The sequence below is a fragment of the Metabacillus sp. YM-086 genome, from assembly GCF_048059995.1.
GTDB classification, from domain to species: Bacteria; Bacillota; Bacilli; order Bacillales; family Bacillaceae; genus Metabacillus; species Metabacillus litoralis_B.
The window spans coordinates 1-19716 of record NZ_JBLUOI010000042.1; the positions used below are offsets into that span (position 1 = coordinate 1).

21 protein-coding genes are annotated in these 19716 nt (G+C 35.4%); 18 read left to right on the forward strand and 3 right to left on the reverse strand.

Translation table 11 applies throughout. The features are described from left to right. Positions 1-311 precede the first annotated feature (311 nt). From thiL to tsaD, 5 genes are read left to right on the forward strand one after another with little or no spacing between them, the layout of a single operon-like run. Entirely contained in the window at positions 312-1298 is a 987-nt protein-coding gene (thiL, locus tag ACEWK1_RS16990; RefSeq protein WP_212138732.1) for a thiamine-phosphate kinase, read from the forward strand. A 10-nt stretch (positions 1299-1308) separates the two neighbouring features. After that, the gene (gene tsaE / locus ACEWK1_RS16995; RefSeq protein WP_212138731.1) at positions 1309-1782 is read left to right on the forward strand and encodes a tRNA (adenosine(37)-N6)-threonylcarbamoyltransferase complex ATPase subunit type 1 TsaE; all 474 of its coding nucleotides are present in this window, start codon (positions 1309-1311) and stop codon (positions 1780-1782) included. Further along, on the forward strand, positions 1763-2452 hold the full coding sequence (gene tsaB / locus ACEWK1_RS17000; protein ID WP_212138730.1) for a tRNA (adenosine(37)-N6)-threonylcarbamoyltransferase complex dimerization subunit type 1 TsaB: 690 nt from the start codon (positions 1763-1765) through the stop codon (positions 2450-2452). Before tsaE ends, tsaB begins: the two co-directional genes overlap by 20 nt. 13 nt (positions 2453-2465) lie before the next feature. Next, positions 2466-2918, forward strand: a complete 453-nt coding sequence (gene rimI / locus ACEWK1_RS17005; protein ID WP_396653934.1) for a ribosomal protein S18-alanine N-acetyltransferase — start codon at positions 2466-2468, stop codon at positions 2916-2918. Then, on the forward strand, positions 2915-3946 hold the full coding sequence (tsaD, locus tag ACEWK1_RS17010) for a tRNA (adenosine(37)-N6)-threonylcarbamoyltransferase complex transferase subunit TsaD (protein WP_121664255.1): 1032 nt from the start codon (positions 2915-2917) through the stop codon (positions 3944-3946). Before rimI ends, tsaD begins: the two co-directional genes overlap by 4 nt. A gap of 440 nt (positions 3947-4386) precedes the next feature. Here the strand turns inward: tsaD and ACEWK1_RS17015 are convergent, their stop codons facing one another. Beyond that, on the reverse strand, positions 4387-6321 hold the full coding sequence (locus ACEWK1_RS17015; protein ID WP_121664256.1) for an ATP-binding cassette domain-containing protein: 1935 nt from the start codon (positions 6319-6321) through the stop codon (positions 4387-4389). Positions 6322-6545: 224 nt separating this feature from the next. Here ACEWK1_RS17015 and moaC point away from each other — a divergent pair, with 224 nt between their 5' ends. The 4 genes from moaC to tatC all read left to right on the forward strand — a co-directional run bounded on the left by moaC (position 6546) and on the right by tatC (position 8749). Beyond that, entirely contained in the window at positions 6546-7037 is a 492-nt protein-coding gene (gene moaC, locus ACEWK1_RS17020; protein WP_121664257.1) for a cyclic pyranopterin monophosphate synthase MoaC, read from the forward strand. A 73-nt stretch (positions 7038-7110) separates the two neighbouring features. Further along, positions 7111-7755: a redox-sensing transcriptional repressor Rex gene (locus ACEWK1_RS17025; protein WP_121664258.1), complete on the forward strand. Its 645-nt coding sequence runs from the start codon at positions 7111-7113 to the stop codon at positions 7753-7755. A 33-nt stretch (positions 7756-7788) separates the two neighbouring features. Then, the gene (locus tag ACEWK1_RS17030) at positions 7789-7983 is read left to right on the forward strand and encodes a twin-arginine translocase TatA/TatE family subunit (RefSeq protein WP_098798907.1); all 195 of its coding nucleotides are present in this window, start codon (positions 7789-7791) and stop codon (positions 7981-7983) included. 16 nt (positions 7984-7999) lie between these two features. Beyond that, positions 8000-8749 carry a twin-arginine translocase subunit TatC gene (tatC, locus tag ACEWK1_RS17035; protein ID WP_121664259.1) on the forward strand — a complete coding sequence of 250 codons (750 nt, stop codon included), beginning with the start codon at positions 8000-8002 and terminating at the stop codon, positions 8747-8749. A gap of 15 nt (positions 8750-8764) precedes the next feature. Here the strand turns inward: tatC and ACEWK1_RS17040 are convergent, their stop codons facing one another. Both ACEWK1_RS17040 and ACEWK1_RS17045 read right to left on the reverse strand, forming a co-directional pair. Then, positions 8765-8968, reverse strand: coding sequence for a YdiK family protein (locus ACEWK1_RS17040; RefSeq protein ID WP_121664260.1), 204 nt, complete (start codon positions 8966-8968; stop codon positions 8765-8767). Continuing rightward, complete coding sequence (locus ACEWK1_RS17045) at positions 8965-9690, reverse strand: CPBP family intramembrane glutamic endopeptidase (RefSeq protein ID WP_212138728.1); 726 nt, start codon at positions 9688-9690, stop codon at positions 8965-8967. Before ACEWK1_RS17045 ends, ACEWK1_RS17040 begins: the two co-directional genes overlap by 4 nt. 321 nt (positions 9691-10011) lie before the next feature. Between ACEWK1_RS17045 and groES the strand changes: the two genes are divergently transcribed. From groES to ACEWK1_RS17090, 9 genes are all read left to right on the forward strand, one after another. Then, entirely contained in the window at positions 10012-10296 is a 285-nt protein-coding gene (gene groES, locus ACEWK1_RS17050; protein WP_026561982.1) for a co-chaperone GroES, read from the forward strand. Between the two features lie 54 nt (positions 10297-10350). Next, on the forward strand, positions 10351-11985 hold the full coding sequence (gene groL / locus ACEWK1_RS17055; RefSeq protein WP_121664262.1) for a chaperonin GroEL: 1635 nt from the start codon (positions 10351-10353) through the stop codon (positions 11983-11985). 578 nt (positions 11986-12563) lie between these two features. Then, a complete protein-coding gene (locus ACEWK1_RS17060; RefSeq protein WP_121664263.1) occupies positions 12564-13151 on the forward strand; it encodes a TetR/AcrR family transcriptional regulator in 588 nt (195 codons plus the stop codon). A 16-nt stretch (positions 13152-13167) separates the two neighbouring features. Then, positions 13168-13587 carry a DUF3995 domain-containing protein gene (locus ACEWK1_RS17065; protein WP_121664264.1) on the forward strand — a complete coding sequence of 140 codons (420 nt, stop codon included), beginning with the start codon at positions 13168-13170 and terminating at the stop codon, positions 13585-13587. Between the two features lie 88 nt (positions 13588-13675). Next, positions 13676-14821 (forward strand): FAD-dependent monooxygenase, encoded by a 1146-nt coding sequence (locus tag ACEWK1_RS17070; protein ID WP_212138727.1) that lies wholly within the window; start codon positions 13676-13678, stop codon positions 14819-14821. Between the two features lie 327 nt (positions 14822-15148). After that, positions 15149-15718: a Uma2 family endonuclease gene (locus ACEWK1_RS17075; protein ID WP_212138726.1), complete on the forward strand. Its 570-nt coding sequence runs from the start codon at positions 15149-15151 to the stop codon at positions 15716-15718. Between the two features lie 440 nt (positions 15719-16158). Then, positions 16159-17010: a DegV family protein gene (locus tag ACEWK1_RS17080; RefSeq protein WP_212138725.1), complete on the forward strand. Its 852-nt coding sequence runs from the start codon at positions 16159-16161 to the stop codon at positions 17008-17010. Between the two features lie 916 nt (positions 17011-17926). Beyond that, a complete protein-coding gene (locus tag ACEWK1_RS17085; RefSeq protein ID WP_121664272.1) occupies positions 17927-18874 on the forward strand; it encodes a carbohydrate ABC transporter permease in 948 nt (315 codons plus the stop codon). Next, positions 18875-19714, forward strand: coding sequence for a carbohydrate ABC transporter permease (locus ACEWK1_RS17090; protein ID WP_212138724.1), 840 nt, complete (start codon positions 18875-18877; stop codon positions 19712-19714). It begins immediately after the preceding gene. Positions 19715-19716: the final 2 nt, after the last annotated feature.

The following is a 19716-nucleotide window of genomic DNA, read 5'->3' on the forward strand; positions in this document are numbered from 1 at the left end:
CCGGTAGTTCAGTTGGTTAGAATGCCTGCCTGTCACGCAGGAGGTCGCGGGTTCGAGTCCCGTCCGGACCGCCATATATTGATTGCTTGCGAAACGATGATGTTTCGTTTTTTTTATGTTTACTCATAATATTTATGTTCATAGATAAGAATTTAATTAATACCACCATTAAGCCTTATATGGTACGATAGAATAGATAAAACTTGGTTAAACTAAGTTTAACGCTTACACGCTAACAGTGAATCCTTAGGAAACAATTCCTAAGGTTTTTTCGTAATATTAGCGAATAACTAAAAAAGATGGAGCATGAAATGGATGAATTTGATTTTATTCTTAAAGTAAAACCAAATCGTACTTTTCAAAAGAATGTAAAAGTAGCAATTGGGGACGATGCAGCTGTTTACGAACCGAGTCTAAATCGCAACCAAGTTGTTTGTGTAGATACTATGGTAGAAGGAGTTCACTTTCTTAAACATTTATCTACTCCTTTTGAAATAGGCTATAAAGCATTGGCAGTTAATATTAGTGATATTGCTGCTATGGCAGGTATCCCTCTTTATTATCTAGTTTCTATTACTGTTCCACCTAGATGGAAAGAAGAGGAGCTAGTAGAGATTTATAAAGGCATGGACGAGCTTGCAAAGGAATATAAAATGGATTTATTAGGTGGAGATACAGTTTCTACATCTGACAAACTTGTTATTACGGTTACGGTTATAGGAGAAGTTGAACAAAAAACACAGACTCTTAGAAGCAAGGCTTGTGATGATGATATTGTTTTTGTAACAGGTAGTATTGGCGATTCATCTGCAGGTTTAGCTATTTTATTAGATCACGTACAATTACATAATCAACAATCGAAAGAATACCTTATAACCCGTCACAAAAAGCCTACACCTCGTGTAAATGCAGGTAGACTTATAGGTGCATTAGATCGCGCTTCATTAAATGATGTTAGTGATGGGCTTGCTAGTGAATTGAATGAAATTTGTGAAGCAAGTGATGTTGGTATAACAGTCTTTAAAGATCAGCTTCCTATCAGTGATGAGCTTTTGTCATTGAGTTCAGCAAATGATATTTACAAATGGATTCTTTATGGTGGTGAAGATTTTGAATTAGTCGGAACCACCTCACGGAACTCATGGGAAAAGTTAAAGCAAGCTTGTAATGAAATGGATGTAAAAATAACACAAATTGGAATAGTAAATCAAAAGCATTCTGGCGTTATACTACAGACTGTTAATCACGAATTAGTCAGAATTGAAAAATCAGGGTATAACCACTTCAGAAATAAGTAAGGTGAGTAGAGTGGAAAAATATGAGTTTATAACAAAAAGTACTGAAGATACAACTATGATTGCCATTAATCTTTCAAAAAAACTAGAGTCGAATGCTGTTATTACTTTAGAGGGAGATTTAGGTGCAGGTAAGACTACTTTTACTAAGGGCTTGGCAAAGGGACTGGGGATTAAACGTAATGTTAACAGCCCTACATTCACTATTATTAAGGAATATCATGATGGGAGACTGCCATTATATCACATGGATGTTTATCGAGTAGAAGATTCTGATGAGGACCTAGGTTTCGATGAATATTTTCATGCCAATGGAGTTACTGTTGTAGAATGGGCTCATCTGATAGAAGAACAGTTACCAAGTGAACGGTTAGATATAAAAATTCTTTATGTAGATGATACAACAAGAACAATTATCATGAGTCCTAAGGGATCTTATTATGTTGGACTGTGTAAGGAGTTAAATGATGAAAGCATTAGCCATTGATACAACCAATAATGTGTTGGGAATTGCAATTGTTGAAGAAGATAAAGTCATTGGAGAATATATCACAAATTTAAAGAAAAATCATTCTGTACGAGCAATGCCAGCTGTTGAAAGACTTTTAAGTGATTGTGATATAACACCAAAACAGCTAGATAAAATTATTGTAGCAACTGGTCCTGGATCTTATACAGGTGTTCGAATTGGTGTTTCAATTGCTAAAACAATGGCATGGGCCCTTCAACTTCCCATTGTAGGTGTTTCAAGCTTGGAAATATTAGCGGCAAATGGACGTTTCTTTAATGGATTGATATCTCCACTATTTGACGCTAGAAGAGGGCAAGTATACACAGGCTTATATCAATATGATAATCAGAATTTAGTTACTGTGGAAAATGATCAAAATTTATTGTTAACAGATTGGTTAGAGATGTTAAAGTCTAAAAATGAGCGTATTCTATTTCTCGGTAATGATCTCCCTATTCATGAGGAAACAATTACACATATACTTGGTGGATTGGCAGAATTTGCACAAGTAGCTCTACATAATCCGAGACCAAGTGAGTTAGCACTTATAGGGCTTAGAAAGAATGCTGAAGATGTTCATAGTCTTGTACCAAATTACATAAGACTAGCTGAAGCTGAAGCGAAATGGCTAGAACAGCAAAAATAAGATGGTGGCTATTGTGGATAACGAGTTAACAATAAGAAAAATGGTAAGAGAAGATATTGAAGACGTATATCATATAGAGTGTCAGTCCTTCTCAGCACCATGGACGAAGGAATCGCTATATTATGAGCTTGAGCAAAATTTATTTGCCAAATATCTAGTAGTTGAACTGGATGGTAAAGTGGTCGGCTATTGTGGATTATGGGTAATCATGGATGATGCCCAAATAACCAATATAGCAGTTCACCCTGAATACAGAGGGAAAAAAATAGGTGAAGCTCTTTTAAGATTTACTATTCAATTAAGTAGAGAAATGAGTGCAAAAAGATTATCTTTAGAGGTTAGAGTGTCCAATCACATCGCACAGTCCCTATACAAAAAGGTGGGATTTTCACCTGGTGGTATAAGGAAGCGTTATTATACAGATAATCAAGAAGATGCTTTAGTAATGTGGGTGAATTTAATATGATTGAAAAAGATCAATATATACTAGGAATAGAGACAAGCTGTGATGAAACAGCTGCTGCGATTATAAAAAACGGCCGTGAAATTGTCGCAAATGTTGTTGCATCACAAATTGAAAGTCACAAACGGTTTGGTGGGGTAGTTCCAGAGATCGCTTCCCGACATCATGTTGAGCAATTAACAATTGTTTTTGAGGAAGCAATGAAACAAGCAGATCTTACTTTTGAGGATCTATCAGCAATTGCAGTTACTGAAGGACCTGGACTAGTTGGAGCGCTATTAACAGGCATTAATGCAGCAAAAGCCTTAGCCTTTGCACATGGTATTCCACTAATAGGAGTCCATCATATTGCGGGCCATATTTATGCTAATCGACTTATTCATGAGTTGGAATTTCCTTTACTTGCGCTGGTGGTTTCAGGTGGACATACGGAGTTAGTATATATGAGGGAGCATGGAGATTTTGAGGTAATTGGTGAAACTCTCGATGATGCTGCCGGAGAGGCTTATGACAAGGTTGCACGAACTCTTGGCCTTCCATACCCGGGTGGTCCTCATATTGATAAATTAGCTCATGAAGGTCAAGCCTCTATCGATTTACCAAGGGCTTGGCTAAGTGAAGGTTCCTTTGATTTTAGCTTTAGTGGACTTAAGTCAGCTGTTATTAACACACTCCACAATGCAAAACAAAAGGGGATTGAACTTGACCCTAAAGATGTTGCAGCAAGCTTTCAGGCAAGTGTTATCGACGTTTTAGTCACAAAGACTTCACAAGCTGTGGATAAATATCATGTTAAACAGTTGTTATTAGCAGGCGGTGTTGCAGCTAATAAAGGTTTAAGAACAGCATTAGAAAAAGAGTTTTCTTCAAGGGAAGGATTAACATTAACAATCCCACCATTATCATTATGCACAGATAACGCTGCCATGATTGCTGCTGCTGGAAGCATTTTATATGAAAAGGGAGTAAGAAGTGATTTAGCATTAAATGCAAATCCTGGTTTAGAATTAACATCTTATCAACAAAAGTGAATAAATAATAAAGTAAAACAGGATCTGAGGGTCCTGTTTTTTCTATTTCTTTTGACAAAAGGTGAGTGCATTCACAGAAAATCTCCTAATTTCTAAAAAAATAGGATTATTCACATAGTTATCCACAGAATGTACACGATTTTTGTAGAAATGTGTAAAACTATTTAAAATGCTGTCAAATCAATGTTTTTTAGAGTGTGTATAACTTGAGGAAATTAAAGCAAATATGTGGACAATGTGTATAAGTCTGTTGATATGTTGGAAATAAAGGATTTGTAGTGTGGATAAAAAGTGTGGATGTGAATAAATAATAGTTATTCACATGAACTTAAGAGAAGATTGTCGAATACGTTTTTGAATCTTACTTTTCTGAATGAATCAATAAAAAAACAGCGAGGAAAACCCGCTGTTTAATAAATATTCCGTTGATTACTTAATAATTAATGTAATTGTTCCCATTCTGCCATTAGACCTTCTAGTTTAGAATGGATTTGTTCATTTTCTTCGTTAATTTTTTGTACTTTTTCATGATCTTGATAAACATCTGGATCACAAAGCAGGGCTTCATTTCCTTCAACTTTTTCTTCAAGTTCGCTTATTTCATTTTCAATTTCTTCTATTCTTCTTTGCTTTTGTCTTTCAAGTTTTTTTAATTCTTTTTCTTGTTGATAACTTAGTTTCCCCTCAGGTTCTTGTCCTGATTTTTTTTGGATGGGAGAGTCATTTCCTTCCTGCTCTAACCGTTCATGTTCAAGTTGTTCTTCCTTTTTTGTAAGATAATAATCATAATCTCCTAAGTACTCAGTAAGATGAGTGCTAGAAAGCTCATAAACTTTTGTGGCAATTCTATTAATAAAGTATCTGTCATGAGAAACAAAAAGGATTGTACCAGGAAAATCGATTAAAGCATTTTCTAAGATTTGCTTACTATCTAAATCAAGATGGTTGGTTGGCTCATCAAGAATTAGGAAGTTGGCTTTTTGTAGCATCAGCTTAGAGAGTGCGACTCTTGCTTTCTCTCCTCCGCTTAGTGCAGATACAGGCTTTAATACATCGTCACCAGAGAATAAAAAGTTTCCAAGAATTGTTCGAATTTCCTTTTCGGTCATTTGTGGATATTCATCCCACAGCTCGTCTAAAACTCGTTTATTTGATGTAAGATCGGCTTGTTGCTGATCATAGTAACCAATTTGTACATGTGAGCCAAGAGAAAAGGTACCAGTCAACGAATCTAATTTTTGAATAATTGATTTTAGTAAAGTTGATTTCCCAATTCCATTTGGTCCGACTAAGGCAATGCTATCACCGCGGGATATAGAAAAGGAGATGTTAGAGATAACAGGATGAACATTGTCATAGGAAACAGAAATATGATCAGCTTTTAACACATCGTTACCGCTTTGTCGGTCAATATCAAACTGAAAGCTTGCTGATTTTTCATCACCTAGAGGCTTGTTCATTAACTCCATCTTCTCTAGCTTTTTCCTTCTGCTTTGGGCCAGCTTTGTAGTTGAAGCACGAGCTAAGTTGCGTTGAATAAAGTCTTTTAGTTTTGCTACCTCTTCCTGTTGCTTTTCAAAGCTTTTTAGCTCCTTTTCATATGAGTCAGCTTTTTGCTTTAGATATTGGCTGTAGTTTCCAATAAATCTTGTGCTTGTATGGCGGCTGATTTCATATACTTGTGTAACAATCTTATCTAGGAAATATCGGTCATGGGAAACAATTAGTATTGCTCCAGGGTAGTTTTGTAAATATTGTTCTAACCAGGTTAATGTTTCAATATCAAGATGGTTCGTTGGCTCGTCCAATATTAAGAGATCAGGCTTAGTAAGTAATAGCTTACCTAAAGCAAGTCTTGTTTTTTGGCCACCACTTAAAGAAGCAATTTTTGTTGTCGGATCAAAATGATGAAATCCAAGGCCATGTAGAACAGAACGTATATCAGCTTCATATTGATATCCGCCTTCTTCCTTAAATCTAACTTGAAGGGTATCATATTCTTTTAAAAGCTGTTCAAACTTTTGTGATTCAGTGGCCGGATCAACTGTTGCCATTTTCTGTTCAAGATTTCGCATTTCTTGTTCCATTGATTTGAGACCTTTAAACACTAAATTCATTTCTTCCCAAATCGATAATTGAGATTCAAGCCCGGTGTCTTGAGCTAAATATCCAACCGAAACATCTTTAGGCTTAATAATTTCACCAGAATCATGGGACATGGCTCCGGAAATAATTTTTAAAAGTGTTGATTTCCCTGCTCCATTACGACCAACAATCGCAACTTTATCTCTCGTTTGTACTTCCAACTTAATATTCGATAAAATAGGGTCAGCACCAAAGTATTTACTAAGTTGATTTATTTGTAACAATATCATTGTTTTCACCTCTACTAATGCTTTAAGTGTAGCTTAGTTTTGGGGTGCCTGTCACCACCCGAATTTTGTCGACGGAAAAGAAAAGTGCTCTCGATTCAAGTGTGTCATATACTCTTAGATGTTAAACGGGTGATTCTTGCTTTTTGTATCCATATAATTGTCACAATAACAAAACAGACAGAAGCTAAAAAATAGTGTATAGTCTAATATAAGGAGATTTGTATATGTCAGATTTTACTCATTTTAATGAACAAGGCCGAGCAAAGATGGTTGATATTTCGGCTAAAGAAGAGACTGTTAGAACAGCTCAAGCTAAGACAAGTATTCAAGTAACAAAAGAGGTTTATGAAAAAATGATCAACCATGAAATAGGAAAAGGTGATGTATTATCGGTTGCACAAGTAGCTGGAGTTATGGCAGCTAAGCAAACATCACAGGTTATTCCTATGTGTCATCCAATTTCAATAAAAGGTGTAAACATTGAGTTTGAATGGGATGCTCGTGATACGAATCATTATACTCTATTGATCTCAGTTACTGTGAAAACAAAGGGAAGTACAGGTGTTGAAATGGAAGCGTTAACCTCTGCTAGCATAACAGCACTAACTGTTTATGATATGTGCAAAGCAGTGGATAAAGGAATGATTATAGGCCCAACCTATTTAGTAGAGAAAACAGGTGGTAAAAGCGGCGATTTCCTAAGAAACGAAATATGACATGGATTTTACTAGTATCTCCAAAATCCTATAAGCATTGTCATATGTGTTTGTGTGAATGTGAGGGATAAGATTGAATATAGACCAAACGAAAATACCGCAGGCAACTGCTAAGAGATTGCCTTTATATTATCGGTTTTTAAAAAATTTACACTCGTCAGGAAAGCAACGAGTCTCATCCGCCGAGTTAAGTGATGCAGTAAAGGTAGATTCAGCTACAATCCGAAGGGATTTTTCATATTTTGGAGCTCTTGGAAAAAAAGGATATGGATATAATGTAAATTATTTGTTATCCTTTTTTAGAAAAACATTAGATCAAGATGAGATAACGAAAGTATGTTTAATTGGAGTAGGGAATTTAGGAACGGCATTTTTACATTATAATTTCACTAAAAATAACAATACAGTTATTTCTCTAGCTTTTGATGTAGACGAAGATAAGGTAGGTACAGAAATTGGTGGGGTACCGGTTTTCCATTTAGATGAGATGGAGCATCATCTTCCTGATGATGTTACAGTTGCGATTTTAACTGTACCAGCACCAGTAGCACAATCTATCACAGACCGTCTCATTACAAAGGGTATTAAAGGAATATTAAACTTTACACCAGCACGGTTAAACGTGCCGGATGAAATAAGAATTCACCACATAGATTTAGCAGTGGAGCTACAGTCACTAGTTTATTTCTTAAAACATTATCCTCATGAGGAGAAATAACTAATAACCATTATAGAAAAGGAGGTGGATTCGATGCCAACAGTAGGAATCGGAAGCCTTTTACTTATCGTATTCGTAGCATTACTTATTTTTGGACCAAAAAAGCTACCTGAACTTGGAAAAGCAGCAGGTAATACACTTCGTGAATTTAAAAATGCAACAAAGGGCTTAGCAGACGATGATGATGAGCAAGACAGCAAAAAAGAGAAAAAGGAAGAAGTCAAGTAAGATAGGATGAACCGATATGAAACATGATGAAATGTCGGTCATGGAACATATAACCGAACTAAGAAAACGACTCGTTATTGTTGTCGTTTTCTTTTTCGTAGCGGTTATTGCCGGATTTCTCCTCTCCAGACCGATCATTATTTATTTGCAGCAAACTGATGAAGCAAAATCACTAACATTAAATGCTTTTAATTTAACAGATCCATTAATGGTTTATATGAAGTTCGCTTTCATAATAGCATTTGTTATTACTTCACCGATTATTTTGTATCAGCTCTGGTCGTTTGTTAGTCCAGGATTATATGAAAAAGAAAGAAAAGTGACATTAAGCTATATTCCTATTTCACTTTTGTTATTCTTTCTCGGGATTTCCTTTTCTTACTTTATCCTATTTCCGTTTGTGATCGACTTCATGGAAAGAATATCAACTGACTTGGATATTAATCAAGTCATCGGAGTGAATGAGTATTTCTCGTTCTTATTACAGCTTACGGTGCCATTTGGTATCCTGTTTCAATTACCGGTTGTGATTATGTTTCTAACTAGATTAGGCATTGTCACTCCTATGTTTTTATCAAAGGTTAGAAAATACGCATACTTTGTGTTGTTAGTTATTGCAGCTTTAATCACACCACCTGAACTAGCGTCACATTTGATGGTTTCCATACCGCTGTTTATTTTATATGAAATTAGCATCTGGATTTCGCGTATTTCCTATCGAAAAGCACAGAAGATGCGTTTTGAAGAAGAGAACATAAAAAAATGAGACTCGTGAAAAGTCTCATTTTTTTATGTTCATTTTTTTAATTTTTCTTGATAAAGTAAACATCCGAATCGCAACACCAATATCGAAGGTTGCGATTAGCATTAATAAAATAGTTGGAAAGGTAAATATTCCGTCCTGGGCACTGTTTATTGCTAGATAAGTAAATAGCAACCCCATAATCAAATAAAAAATGGCCATGGAAATAGGGTTTGTTCTCATGATAAAAAGCCTCCAATAATTACTTGCATTTGTTCCATTTGCTTCATCATTCTTTCTATATCTTCCTGGAATACAGTCTGGATAATAACGACCATTGTATTCATAGCGACATGAGCAAAGATTGGGACGAGTATTCGTTTTGTTTTAACATAAAGAAACGCGAACGTGAATCCCATTGAACCGTACAATAGAACATGCTGTGGTTCACCATGTAATAGTGAAAAAATAAGTGAACTAATAACAGCAGCAATAAAGAAGTTTGTCTTAGTATAAAGTACCCCAAAAAGAATTTTTCGAAAAATAATTTCTTCTAGTATAGGACCTAAAATTGAGGTCACAATGATAACCAGAGGTGAAACCTTAATAACATTAACAATCATTTGAGTGTTCTCTGACCCAGCTTCGACCCCAAATACATTTACTTCTATGTTTGCTGCAACACTTTGTACAAATAAAGCTAAAAAGAAACCTGCAACAGCCCACCCGATTGAAGCCCCAACAGAAGATGGTTCCCCTCGGAAGCGGCTTTCTGAATGACGGTCGTGTCTTAAAAGAAAGAGAATAATGAAGAAAGCCAATGAAAAGCTGAGGATTGTCCAATATGCAAACCTCTCAACTGTGGTTTCTCCTATATTTAATAGGTCTAATAACCTTATTCCTAGAAACGATGATAGCTGTAGTAGCATATATGTTAATAAAATAAACCAATAATGCCTTTTCATATTAGCCTCCTTGTAAACCATCGGTGATATAACAACGAATAATTATACCAAACTTTATTGTAACATACCCATATTCCATCCTATGTATGATATCTCTTTTCATGAGATAAAATGATTAAGGTTCAAAATGATACCGTTTTCTATTAGGAATTTGCCGAGTCGAAAAATAATAGAAAAAGTTCTCAAAAAAATTAAGCTTCATACTTGAAATTAAAAAGGAACTTATATAATATATTAATTGTGTTAGCACTCAAGATTAGCGAGTGCTAATAAAAAGGAAAAATTAATCAATTATTTATGAAATTGAGGAGGTTGTTTCACTTGTTAAAGCCATTAGGTGATCGCGTTATTATCGAGTTAGTTGAATCAGAAGAAAAAACTGCTAGTGGTATCGTCCTTCCTGATAGTGCGAAAGAGAAGCCACAAGAAGGTAAGGTAGTTGCTGTTGGTACAGGTCGTGTACTAGATAGCGGAGAAAAAGTGGCGCTTGAAGTAGCAGAAGGCGATCGTATTATCTTCTCAAAATATGCTGGTACTGAAGTGAAATATGAAGGTACTGAATACTTAATTTTACGTGAAAACGACATTTTAGCTGTTATCGGTTAATAGAACAGCCCTATATCATAGAACATTTTATAATCTTGAGGAGGTTATGTAAAAATGGCAAAAGATATTAAATTTAGCGAAGAAGCTCGCCGTTCAATGCTTCGTGGTGTTGACGCTTTAGCAGATGCTGTAAAAGTTACATTAGGACCTAAAGGACGTAACGTAGTATTAGAAAAGAAATACGGTTCACCTTTAATCACAAACGATGGTGTAACAATTGCTAAAGAAATCGAATTAGAAGATGCATTCGAAAATATGGGTGCAAAATTAGTAGCTGAAGTTGCTAGCAAAACAAATGATGTTGCTGGTGACGGTACAACTACTGCAACTGTTTTAGCTCAAGCAATGATCCGTGAAGGATTAAAGAACGTAACTGCTGGTGCTAACCCAATGGTAGTTCGTAAAGGTATTGAAAAAGCTGTAGCTGTTGCATTAGAAGAGCTTCAAGCGATTTCTAAACCAATCGAAGGTAAAGAATCTATTGCACAAGTTGCTGCGATTTCTGCTGCTGATGATGAAGTAGGTCAATTAATCGCTGAAGCAATGGAGCGCGTTGGTAACGACGGTGTTATCACAATTGAAGAGTCTAAAGGTTTCTCTACTGAATTAGAAGTAGTTGAAGGTATGCAATTCGATCGTGGATATGCATCTCCATACATGGTAACTGATTCTGACAAAATGGAAGCAGTTCTTGAAAATCCATATGTATTAATTACTGACAAAAAAATTACAAACATTCAAGAAATCCTACCAGTATTAGAGCAAGTGGTACAACAAGGTAAACCACTATTACTAATCGCTGAGGATGTTGAAGGTGAAGCATTAGCAACTTTAGTTGTGAACAAGCTTCGTGGAACATTCAATGCTGTAGCTGTTAAAGCTCCAGGATTCGGTGATCGTCGTAAAGCAATGCTAGAAGACATTGCGATCTTAACTGGCGGTGAAGTGATCACTGAAGAACTAGGCTTAGATCTTAAATCAGCTAACATCGATCAATTAGGACGCGCTTCTAAAATCGTTGTAACAAAAGAAAACACAACAATCGTAGAAGGTGCTGGCCAAGCTGATCAAATCGCTGGTCGCGTAAGTCAAATCCGTTCTCAATTAGAAGAAACAACTTCTGAGTTCGATAAAGAAAAATTACAAGAGCGTCTTGCTAAATTAGCTGGCGGTGTAGCAGTTATCAAAGTTGGTGCTGCAACTGAAACTGAATTAAAAGAGCGTAAACTACGTATCGAGGATGCTCTTAACTCTACTCGCGCTGCAGTAGAAGAAGGTATCGTTTCTGGTGGTGGTACTGCTCTAGTGAACGTATACAATAAAGTTGCTGCTATTCAAGAAGAAGGTGACACTCAAACAGGTGTTAACATCATCCTTCGTTCTCTTGAAGAGCCAGTACGTCAAATCGCTCACAACGCTGGTCTTGAAGGATCTGTTATCGTTGAGCGCTTGAAAAACGAACAAGTTGGCATCGGCTTCAACGCAGCTAACGGCACATGGGTAAACATGTTCGAAGCTGGTATCGTTGACCCAACTAAAGTGACTCGTTCTGCACTTCAAAACGCAGCATCTGTAGCAGCTATGTTCTTAACAACTGAAGCTGTTATCGCTGACAAACCTGAAGAAGGCGGCGGCATGCCTGATATGAGCGGCATGGGCGGCATGGGTGGAATGGGCGGCATGATGTAAGGCTTCCTTAGCCAAACATCGACTTCCATTCTGTGAAGTAGTCATGTGAAAAATCTATATCAATAGCAATAACCACTTCCTATAAAAATTAGGGAGTGGTTTTTTGTGTTATTAAAGTTTGCGTATCAAGATTGTTGGATGACAGACGTTTCAAGAACACAACAAAAACGAATATCAAAAATTTCGAAATACTTTTAGGGGAATTTATAATTACGACATTGAGAACCAAGTGGTTAACGTTGGGGACATAACATATATGTTTTAGTGGATCTCTAATTACAACAAGTAATATATACCACGATTGATGATTTTTAATAAGATCAGTTTTCCCTAAATGGAACAGAATATGGAGTAACTCTTGAATTAGTTGTAGATTACTACTGTGCAGCAAAGGTTCTCATTAGCAACCAACATTTTGAGGTAATAATTAAAAGGAGAGCATCTCTTTTATCATGGGATGCTCTTTTTTAATGGAATAAGGACATTTCTTATTTTTATTTGTTAAAATATGGTTTTAATGTTAAAATGACCTTAGTCATAAAATGACCAAGGTCATTTTATGAAGGAGGATGAAATCTATGTTACGAGAAGAAAGAAAAAATGAATTAAAAAAACAAATATTTTTTAAGTCAATCGAACTTTTTAAGGAGTATGGGTATGACAATGTTACTGTAGAAAAGATTGCATCATCCTGTGGAATTGCTAAGGGTACATTCTTTAATTATTTTCCAAAGAAGGAACATGTACTACTATATTTAGGGAATTCACAAAATGATTATCTTCAAGAGATCACACAAAAATATAAGAATGTAAAAATTAAACAACAACTTCTACTCATCTTTAAGGAGCTTTTGTCCGTTTACTTGGAAAATTCAGATCTCCTTAAACTCGCATTGTCAGAAACCATTCGATCTGCTCTAAAGGATGAATCAAGGAATATAAACTTATTTAAAGAAACCATGACTATTTTAATAGAAGAAGCAAAAACAAATAAAACAATAAATACCCGTTTTGATTCAAAAATGATTGCCTCTGTTCTTGTAGGAATCTATTTTAACACCCTAATTAGTTGGTCTGTAAGTCAAGATGAGAGTGTGAATATTGTCTCTATTTTTGAAGGGCAATATGAAGTGATTTGGGAAGGGATTGAACAAGATCTAAATTAAGAGTGGAGGTAAAGAGATGCAACTATTCATTTACTTGTCGATCATAATTTTAGGTTTAGTAAGTGTGTTACATTTTTATTGGCTATTTGGTGGAAAATGGGGGCTCCGAGTCTCGTTACCTGAAAAAGTAGAGGGCGGAGCTGTATTTACTCCAAGGTGGATTGAAACTTTAATTGTTGCAATAGGATTAATAGGTATGGCTTTTATATTATTAGCTCAAAATAATTTAATTCCCTTTTTCACACCGAATGCCTTTACGAAATGGTCATGTATCATAATTACCTTCATTTTTTTACTAAGAGCAATTGGAGACTTCAAATATCTGGGGTTTTCCAAGAGGATCAAAAATACTAATTTCTCTAGGTGTGATACGAAGTTTTACTCTCCTCTGTGCTTATTTTTAGGATTAATATTTATGACTTCATGGTTATTTTAGGACTCTGTTTCTTTAAGTAGTGAAACATTGTATAAAGCTAAGTTTGAATAGTAATAGACCCACCACGTTTAGGGAATGAGGAGATAGTATGAAAAAAAGAATCCTTATCATCGGGGCTGGGATTAGTGGATTAGCAAGTGCCCTTATGCTTGAAAAGATTGGTTATAAACCAGTAATCTTTGAAAAGTCGGATTGCTCTCGAAATGATGGCGGTGGTTTAACCCTTTGGTCCAATGCAACAGATGCACTTCATTCGATGGGTCTATTAGAAGAAATTTATCAAAACAGCAAAGTCATAAGTGAATCAACCCTTAAAACATCGTCAGGACAAACACTAGCCACTATACCACTGAGAGAGTTAGCAACTAAATATGGTACACACACAGTAGGTATTTTAAGAGCCAACCTTCATCACATACTAGCTAGTAATTTAAAACAGACAGAAATAAAAAAAGGCTATAGACTAGTAGACCTAAAAGAAACTAATGAAGAAGTAATCGCACGTTTTGAAAATGGTCATGAACAAGCAGGGGATCTATTATTAGGAGCAGATGGAATATATTCAGCGGTAAGAAATAAGATATTTCCTAATAATTCCTTACGTTTTAGTGGATATGAAGCTTGGAGAGGTATCTCTACTTATACAGATCAATATACGAAATCTGGTCTTGCGTTTGAAGCATGGGGTAATGGGATGCGATTTGGTTTTATTCCTATGTCAGATTCACTAGTTTATTGGTTTGCGACAAGGAATACCTCGGAGAATCTGAGTGAAGGTCAGATATCTAAAGAACAATTGATCCATACGTTTAGAGAATTTGTCGAACCTGTTCCGACCGTTATTAAAGTTACAAAAGAGAAAGACATCACTAGAAATGTGATCTATGATCTAAAGCCATTACAGAATTGGTCAAAAGGTAGAGTATTGCTAATTGGCGATGCAGCGCACCCTACAACACCTAATCTAGGACAGGGTGCGTGTATGGCTTTGGAGGATGCCGTAATTCTTGCGCAAACTCTAGAAAAAGGAAACTCAATTTCACACACTGTCAAGACCTTTGAAGACATGCGTATGGATAGAGCTAAGTTCATTGTAAATAGCTCTTGGGTATTGGGGAAGATTGCACAAATTGAAAATAAGTTATTTTGTGATGTTAGGAATAGGCTAGTAAAAATAGCTCCTTCAATACAAAGAAGCAGTAATTTTAATAGAATTATTGGCCATAAAATTTGATAAATGGTGAAGTAAGTAGTTTGCATGTGATAGGAAAGGCGTTACATTGTATAGTATAACCCGGTAATAACCACTTTGTGGAAATATTGTATAAAACACGGCAGATCAAGTACCATTTAGCAGCTTTATTAGCTAACAAAATGCTAACATTCGGTTTATAAAAGAGGCTTCTCAATTAGTTGATTGAACTTATTGAGAAGCCTCTTTCTTTAGTAAACGGACCAGTTGGGGCAAGACTTGTTATATTATGAGTGCTTGAAGTGAATCTGTGTAATGCTCTTGAATATGCTAAAATATGATTAAGCTTGAATTGAAAGGGATGATTTAATGACCATTCCGGATAAAAAAGAGAAGTATTCGTATGCCGATTATCTAACATGGGACGAAGGTGGAAGATTCGAATTAATTGATGGGGAAGTTTTTAATATGTCTCCTGCTCCATCACGCAGGCATCAACAGGTTCTCCGAGAGCTATCTACAGCTTTTTCGATTTTCTTGCGAGAAGAAGAATGTGAAGTTTTTTTTGCGCCATTTGATGTACGGCTATTAGTGGAAAATAAACAAGATGATGATATAAATAATGTTGTTCAACCCGATTTATCGATTGTGTGTGACCAGAAAAAGCTTGATGACAAGGGGTGCAATGGAGCACCGGATATGATTATTGAAATCCTTTCACCTTCATCTGTTAAGTTAGATCGTTGGATAAAGTTCCAACTTTATGAAAAAGCAGGGGTGAAAGAGTACTGGCTTGTTGACCCGGTTAACGAATCTGTAGAAATATATCTTTTAATCAATGAGCAATACAAATTTCAAGGAGTCTTTACAAAAGTTGATAAAATTTCTGTAAATATATTAACCGGATTAGAATTAGACCTAAATCAAATTTTTGATTAAATTAATGTGACTGACCCCAGTACTATAACGCCTTATCGTACTGGGGATTGCAGGCCCCTTTTTTCATTTAAATATTTATCACAGCGACAGCCTGGATATTTTGTTCCAATAGATTTCTTATATTCATTAGTTGATGAAACTTTTAGGAAAGCTCTTTCTATTTTTTACATGTTTTAGTTGTTTATAATTGGACAAATTCAGGGGCGTCACTATTTCCTGAGTCAAAAATCTAAGAAATAGTTAATCTTTTTCACCTTTTTTTAAACTAGTCATGTAAATGTATAGACTACTTCCTAATTTGAGGAGATAGTCTTTTTTTGTTTAATTTTACCTTCCGAGAACTCTAGGATGCCAGACGCTATAAGGCTTTCTTGTGTATAATTAAAGCACAATGTAGGAAGAGTAAACGCGGACCTAAATATACCCAAGGGGGAAATAGAATGCGAAGGATCATCTTATCGACCGAAAGCGGTGCCGACGTACCGAGTGATTTAGCTGAAAAGTACGATGTTCAAATAGTTCCAATGCATATCATTATGGATGGAAAAGATTATTTAGATGGTTATCTTCCGGTACAGGATATTTATGATTATTACGGACGTACGAAGAAAATACCCTCTACTACCTCCACAAATGCACATGAGTATCAAGAGTTCTTTGCAAATATAAGAGAGAGTTTCCCAGATTGTATCATTGTCCATATTGGTTATACATCAAAAGCTTCTTCTTCTTTTCAAAATGCAGTCATTGCTGCGGAAGAATTTGAAGGTATTTTTCTCATTGATGCTCTGAACGTTACTGGAGGATTAGCTGCGATTGTACTGTATGCTGCTGAGTTATTAGAAAAGGAACCTTCCATTGAACCGGAACATTTAGTTGAAAATATAGAGGCAATCGTTCCTAAATCAAGATTGGTTTTCATCCCAGGTAGTCTTGAGTTTCTTAAAGCAGGAGGAAGAGTAAGTAATATGGCTTCTTTGATTGGAACTCTGTTGAAAATAAAGCCATGCATAGAGTTGAAGGATGGAAAGCTTATGTCCACAAAAAAGTACCGCGGGAACATGAGTGGAGCTACTGAAAAACTTTTTAGTGATTACTTAAATACATACAACATCGATAGAAAGCAGCTATATTTTATTTATTCAATAGGGTTTGATGAAAGAATCAGGCAGCGGATGGATGAGATTGCAAAAGAAAATGGATTCCACAATATAAGGTGGATCCAGGCGGGTGGTATGATTTCAACGCATTCTGGTGCTGGGGGCTTCGGGGTAGCGGGATTGGAGCAATAATACGGGAGAGGCTATATGCCAGAAAGCAATTGATTGAAATGATTGGAATTATGAAAATTAAAGTGTAGAAAAATGAGGAAAGTATCTTCTCTAACTGCTAATATCTTGTTAATGATCTAGTGAAAAACGGTTTAATTCTGTTAAAGATGTAACAGAAAGGAATTTAATAATACATTGAATATTGTACTCTATCCACACCAATTAAGAAAGGCTTCTCATAAGTTGACTAAACTTGTGGGAGGCTTTTTTGATATTTGATCATTGTGTAGACTAAAATTTTTCTAACTTCAAAACAAGTGCAATGCAATTCAACTTTTATTTTTATAGGTTCATCCTTGGATTATAAGAAGGTTCAATCTCTACAATGACTTCAACCCAGAGCGTGGATTTTAGGGGGAGATATATGTATTAGTGAACATATGCTTACAAGTTAAATATGTTAAATGTAGTTGTCGTGATGAATAGTTAAATGCTGGTTTTCGTTTAAGGGTATGCGTAAATAGTCCTGAATATAGATGAATAACAAGATTAGACAAATTTTTCATTATTTATAAAATAATCAGAAAGTACTTGAAATTAAATATTCAGTTATTTATAATCAATATATACCTAACATATACGTATGAGTGAGTGAGGAATTATCTTTATATTTGTTCGTACAAAATCAATTCTCTTATTATTGGTACGTATGTAATATTTTTTTGATTGGTAGTGTAAGCGTTGTCAATTTTAGTCTCAAGGGGAGGTTGTTTAATGTAATTCAAATCTTATAAATAACATGACTTTCATACTTCTATTCTAGAACTCATTTCGATCTCGCTTTAAACAGTCTTAGGTCATGATAAAAATGTATTGTGTGTTTTTACATGCTCTTAAGAGGTTTTCAGCTACTATGTATCAAAGGGAGGTTTTTTACATGTTACCTACTTCGAAGAATACATCACCTGAAATGACAGTAACAGCAAATAGATCAAATAAAGTGTTGAAATTTCTCAATTCAAAAAAAGTAGTACCGTATATTTTTGTCTCTCCGTTTATCCTTTCTTTTTTGGTTTTATCTTTATATCCTTCAATACAAGCAATCATCATGAGCTTTCAGCGAGTACTTCCGGGACAAACAACATTTATAGGAATGTCTAACTATTCAAGGGTTCTTAATCCAACCTTTTATAAGGCTCTATCAAATACATCTATCTACGTTTTACTAACCGTTCTCATTTTAGTTATAACACCAATTATTCTAGCTGTATTACTAGATTCTAAGCTTGTAAAATTTAAAACATTTTTCCGTGCATCTTTGTTTTTACCTGCATTAGCTTCAACAATTGTAGCTGGTATGGTGTTTAGACTTATGTTTGGTGAAACGGATACAGCAGTGGCTAACCAAATTTTAAATTGGATAGGTTTAGAGTCAGTTGATTGGAGATATAACGCTTGGTCAGGTATGTTTCTCATGGTTCTTCTTTGCAGTTGGCGTTGGATGGGTGTGAACATTCTTTATTTCTTAGCTGCTCTTCAAAATGTTCCTAAGGAATTATACGAAGCAGCAGAAATGGATGGTGCATCAACAATAAAGAAGTTTTTCTATGTAACATTGCCATTTTTAAAGCCGGTGACAATCTTTGTAACAACCATTTCCGTCATTAATGGTTTTAGAATGTTTGAAGAAAGCTTTGTTTTCTGGGAAGCTGGTTCCCCAGGAAATATTGGATTAACAGTTGTTGGTTATTTATATCAGCAAGGAATTCAGCAGAATGATATGGGATTTGGTGCAGCAATCGGGGTTGTTTTAATGTTAATCATCTTTGCAGTTAGCTTCATTCAACTTATTTTAACTGGAGCCTTTAAGAAAGGGGATGAGTAAATGAAAAAGAAAAAAAATACATTAGTCGTTTGGTTAATCAATATAGGCTTTTGCATCATTTCATTTATTGCGTTATTCCCTATTTTAAATTTGCTAATTTCATCACTAAGACCTTCCTCTGAATTAATGCGAAATGGAATTAGCTTGGCTTTTGATCCTAGCACACTGAGTTTTAATAACTACACGTATATTTTTACACAGGCTGGTAATTATTGGGGATGGTATGTGAACAGCTTGACCATTTCGGCGATTACAATTGTTTTATCGTTATTTTTCTCTTCGATGGTCGGGTATGCACTTGCGTTATACGACTTTAAGGGAAGAAATCTAATTTTTGGATTTGTGCTATTTATTTTAATGGTTCCTTTTGAAATTCTTATGCTCCCGCTCTTTCAATTAATGATTAGTATGAATTTAATCAACACGTACACAGCTGTTATTCTACCTGCTGTAGTTGCACCTGTAGCAGTATTCTTCTTCAGACAATATGCGATTGGTCTTCCAAAAGAATTAATGGATGCAGCAAGGATTGATGGAGCTACAGAGTATGGAATTTTCTTTAAGATTATGCTTCCGCTTATGGGACCATCGATGGCAGCGATGGCGATTCTTCAAGGATTAGGAAGTTGGAACAATTTCTTATGGCCATTAATTGTTTTAAGATCGAACGATATGTTTACATTACCAATCGGCTTAGCAACGTTATTAACACCATACGGAAATAATTATGATGTACTCATTGCGGGTTCTGTTATGACGATTATTCCAATCATTATTCTCTTTGTCTTTTTCCAGCGGTACTTTGTTGCAGGACTTACAGTTGGTGGAGTGAAGGGGTAATC

Bases quoted from the DNA above. Each gene is read 5' to 3' on its own strand.
- ACEWK1_RS17040 (WP_121664260.1), bottom strand. From the start codon at position 8,968: ATGAGAACAAACCCTATTTCCATGGCCATTTTTTATTTGATTATGGGG.
- ACEWK1_RS17085 (WP_121664272.1), top strand. From the start codon at position 17,927: ATGTTACCTACTTCGAAGAATACATCACCTGAAATGACAGTAACAGCA.
- ACEWK1_RS17015 (WP_121664256.1), bottom strand. From the start codon at position 6,321: ATGATATTGTTACAAATAAATCAACTTAGTAAATACTTTGGTGCTGAC.
- tsaB (WP_212138730.1), top strand. From the start codon at position 1,763: ATGAAAGCATTAGCCATTGATACAACCAATAATGTGTTGGGAATTGCA.
- tsaD (WP_121664255.1), top strand. From the start codon at position 2,915: ATGATTGAAAAAGATCAATATATACTAGGAATAGAGACAAGCTGTGAT.
- ACEWK1_RS17090 (WP_212138724.1), top strand. From the start codon at position 18,875: ATGAAAAAGAAAAAAAATACATTAGTCGTTTGGTTAATCAATATAGGC.
- moaC (WP_121664257.1), top strand. From the start codon at position 6,546: ATGTCAGATTTTACTCATTTTAATGAACAAGGCCGAGCAAAGATGGTT.
- ACEWK1_RS17030 (WP_098798907.1), top strand. From the start codon at position 7,789: ATGCCAACAGTAGGAATCGGAAGCCTTTTACTTATCGTATTCGTAGCA.
- thiL (WP_212138732.1), top strand. From the start codon at position 312: ATGGATGAATTTGATTTTATTCTTAAAGTAAAACCAAATCGTACTTTT.
- groL (WP_121664262.1), top strand. From the start codon at position 10,351: ATGGCAAAAGATATTAAATTTAGCGAAGAAGCTCGCCGTTCAATGCTT.
- ACEWK1_RS17060 (WP_121664263.1), top strand. From the start codon at position 12,564: ATGTTACGAGAAGAAAGAAAAAATGAATTAAAAAAACAAATATTTTTT.
- ACEWK1_RS17045 (WP_212138728.1), bottom strand. From the start codon at position 9,690: ATGAAAAGGCATTATTGGTTTATTTTATTAACATATATGCTACTACAG.
- ACEWK1_RS17070 (WP_212138727.1), top strand. From the start codon at position 13,676: ATGAAAAAAAGAATCCTTATCATCGGGGCTGGGATTAGTGGATTAGCA.
- ACEWK1_RS17065 (WP_121664264.1), top strand. From the start codon at position 13,168: ATGCAACTATTCATTTACTTGTCGATCATAATTTTAGGTTTAGTAAGT.
- tatC (WP_121664259.1), top strand. From the start codon at position 8,000: ATGAAACATGATGAAATGTCGGTCATGGAACATATAACCGAACTAAGA.
- ACEWK1_RS17080 (WP_212138725.1), top strand. From the start codon at position 16,159: ATGCGAAGGATCATCTTATCGACCGAAAGCGGTGCCGACGTACCGAGT.
- ACEWK1_RS17075 (WP_212138726.1), top strand. From the start codon at position 15,149: ATGACCATTCCGGATAAAAAAGAGAAGTATTCGTATGCCGATTATCTA.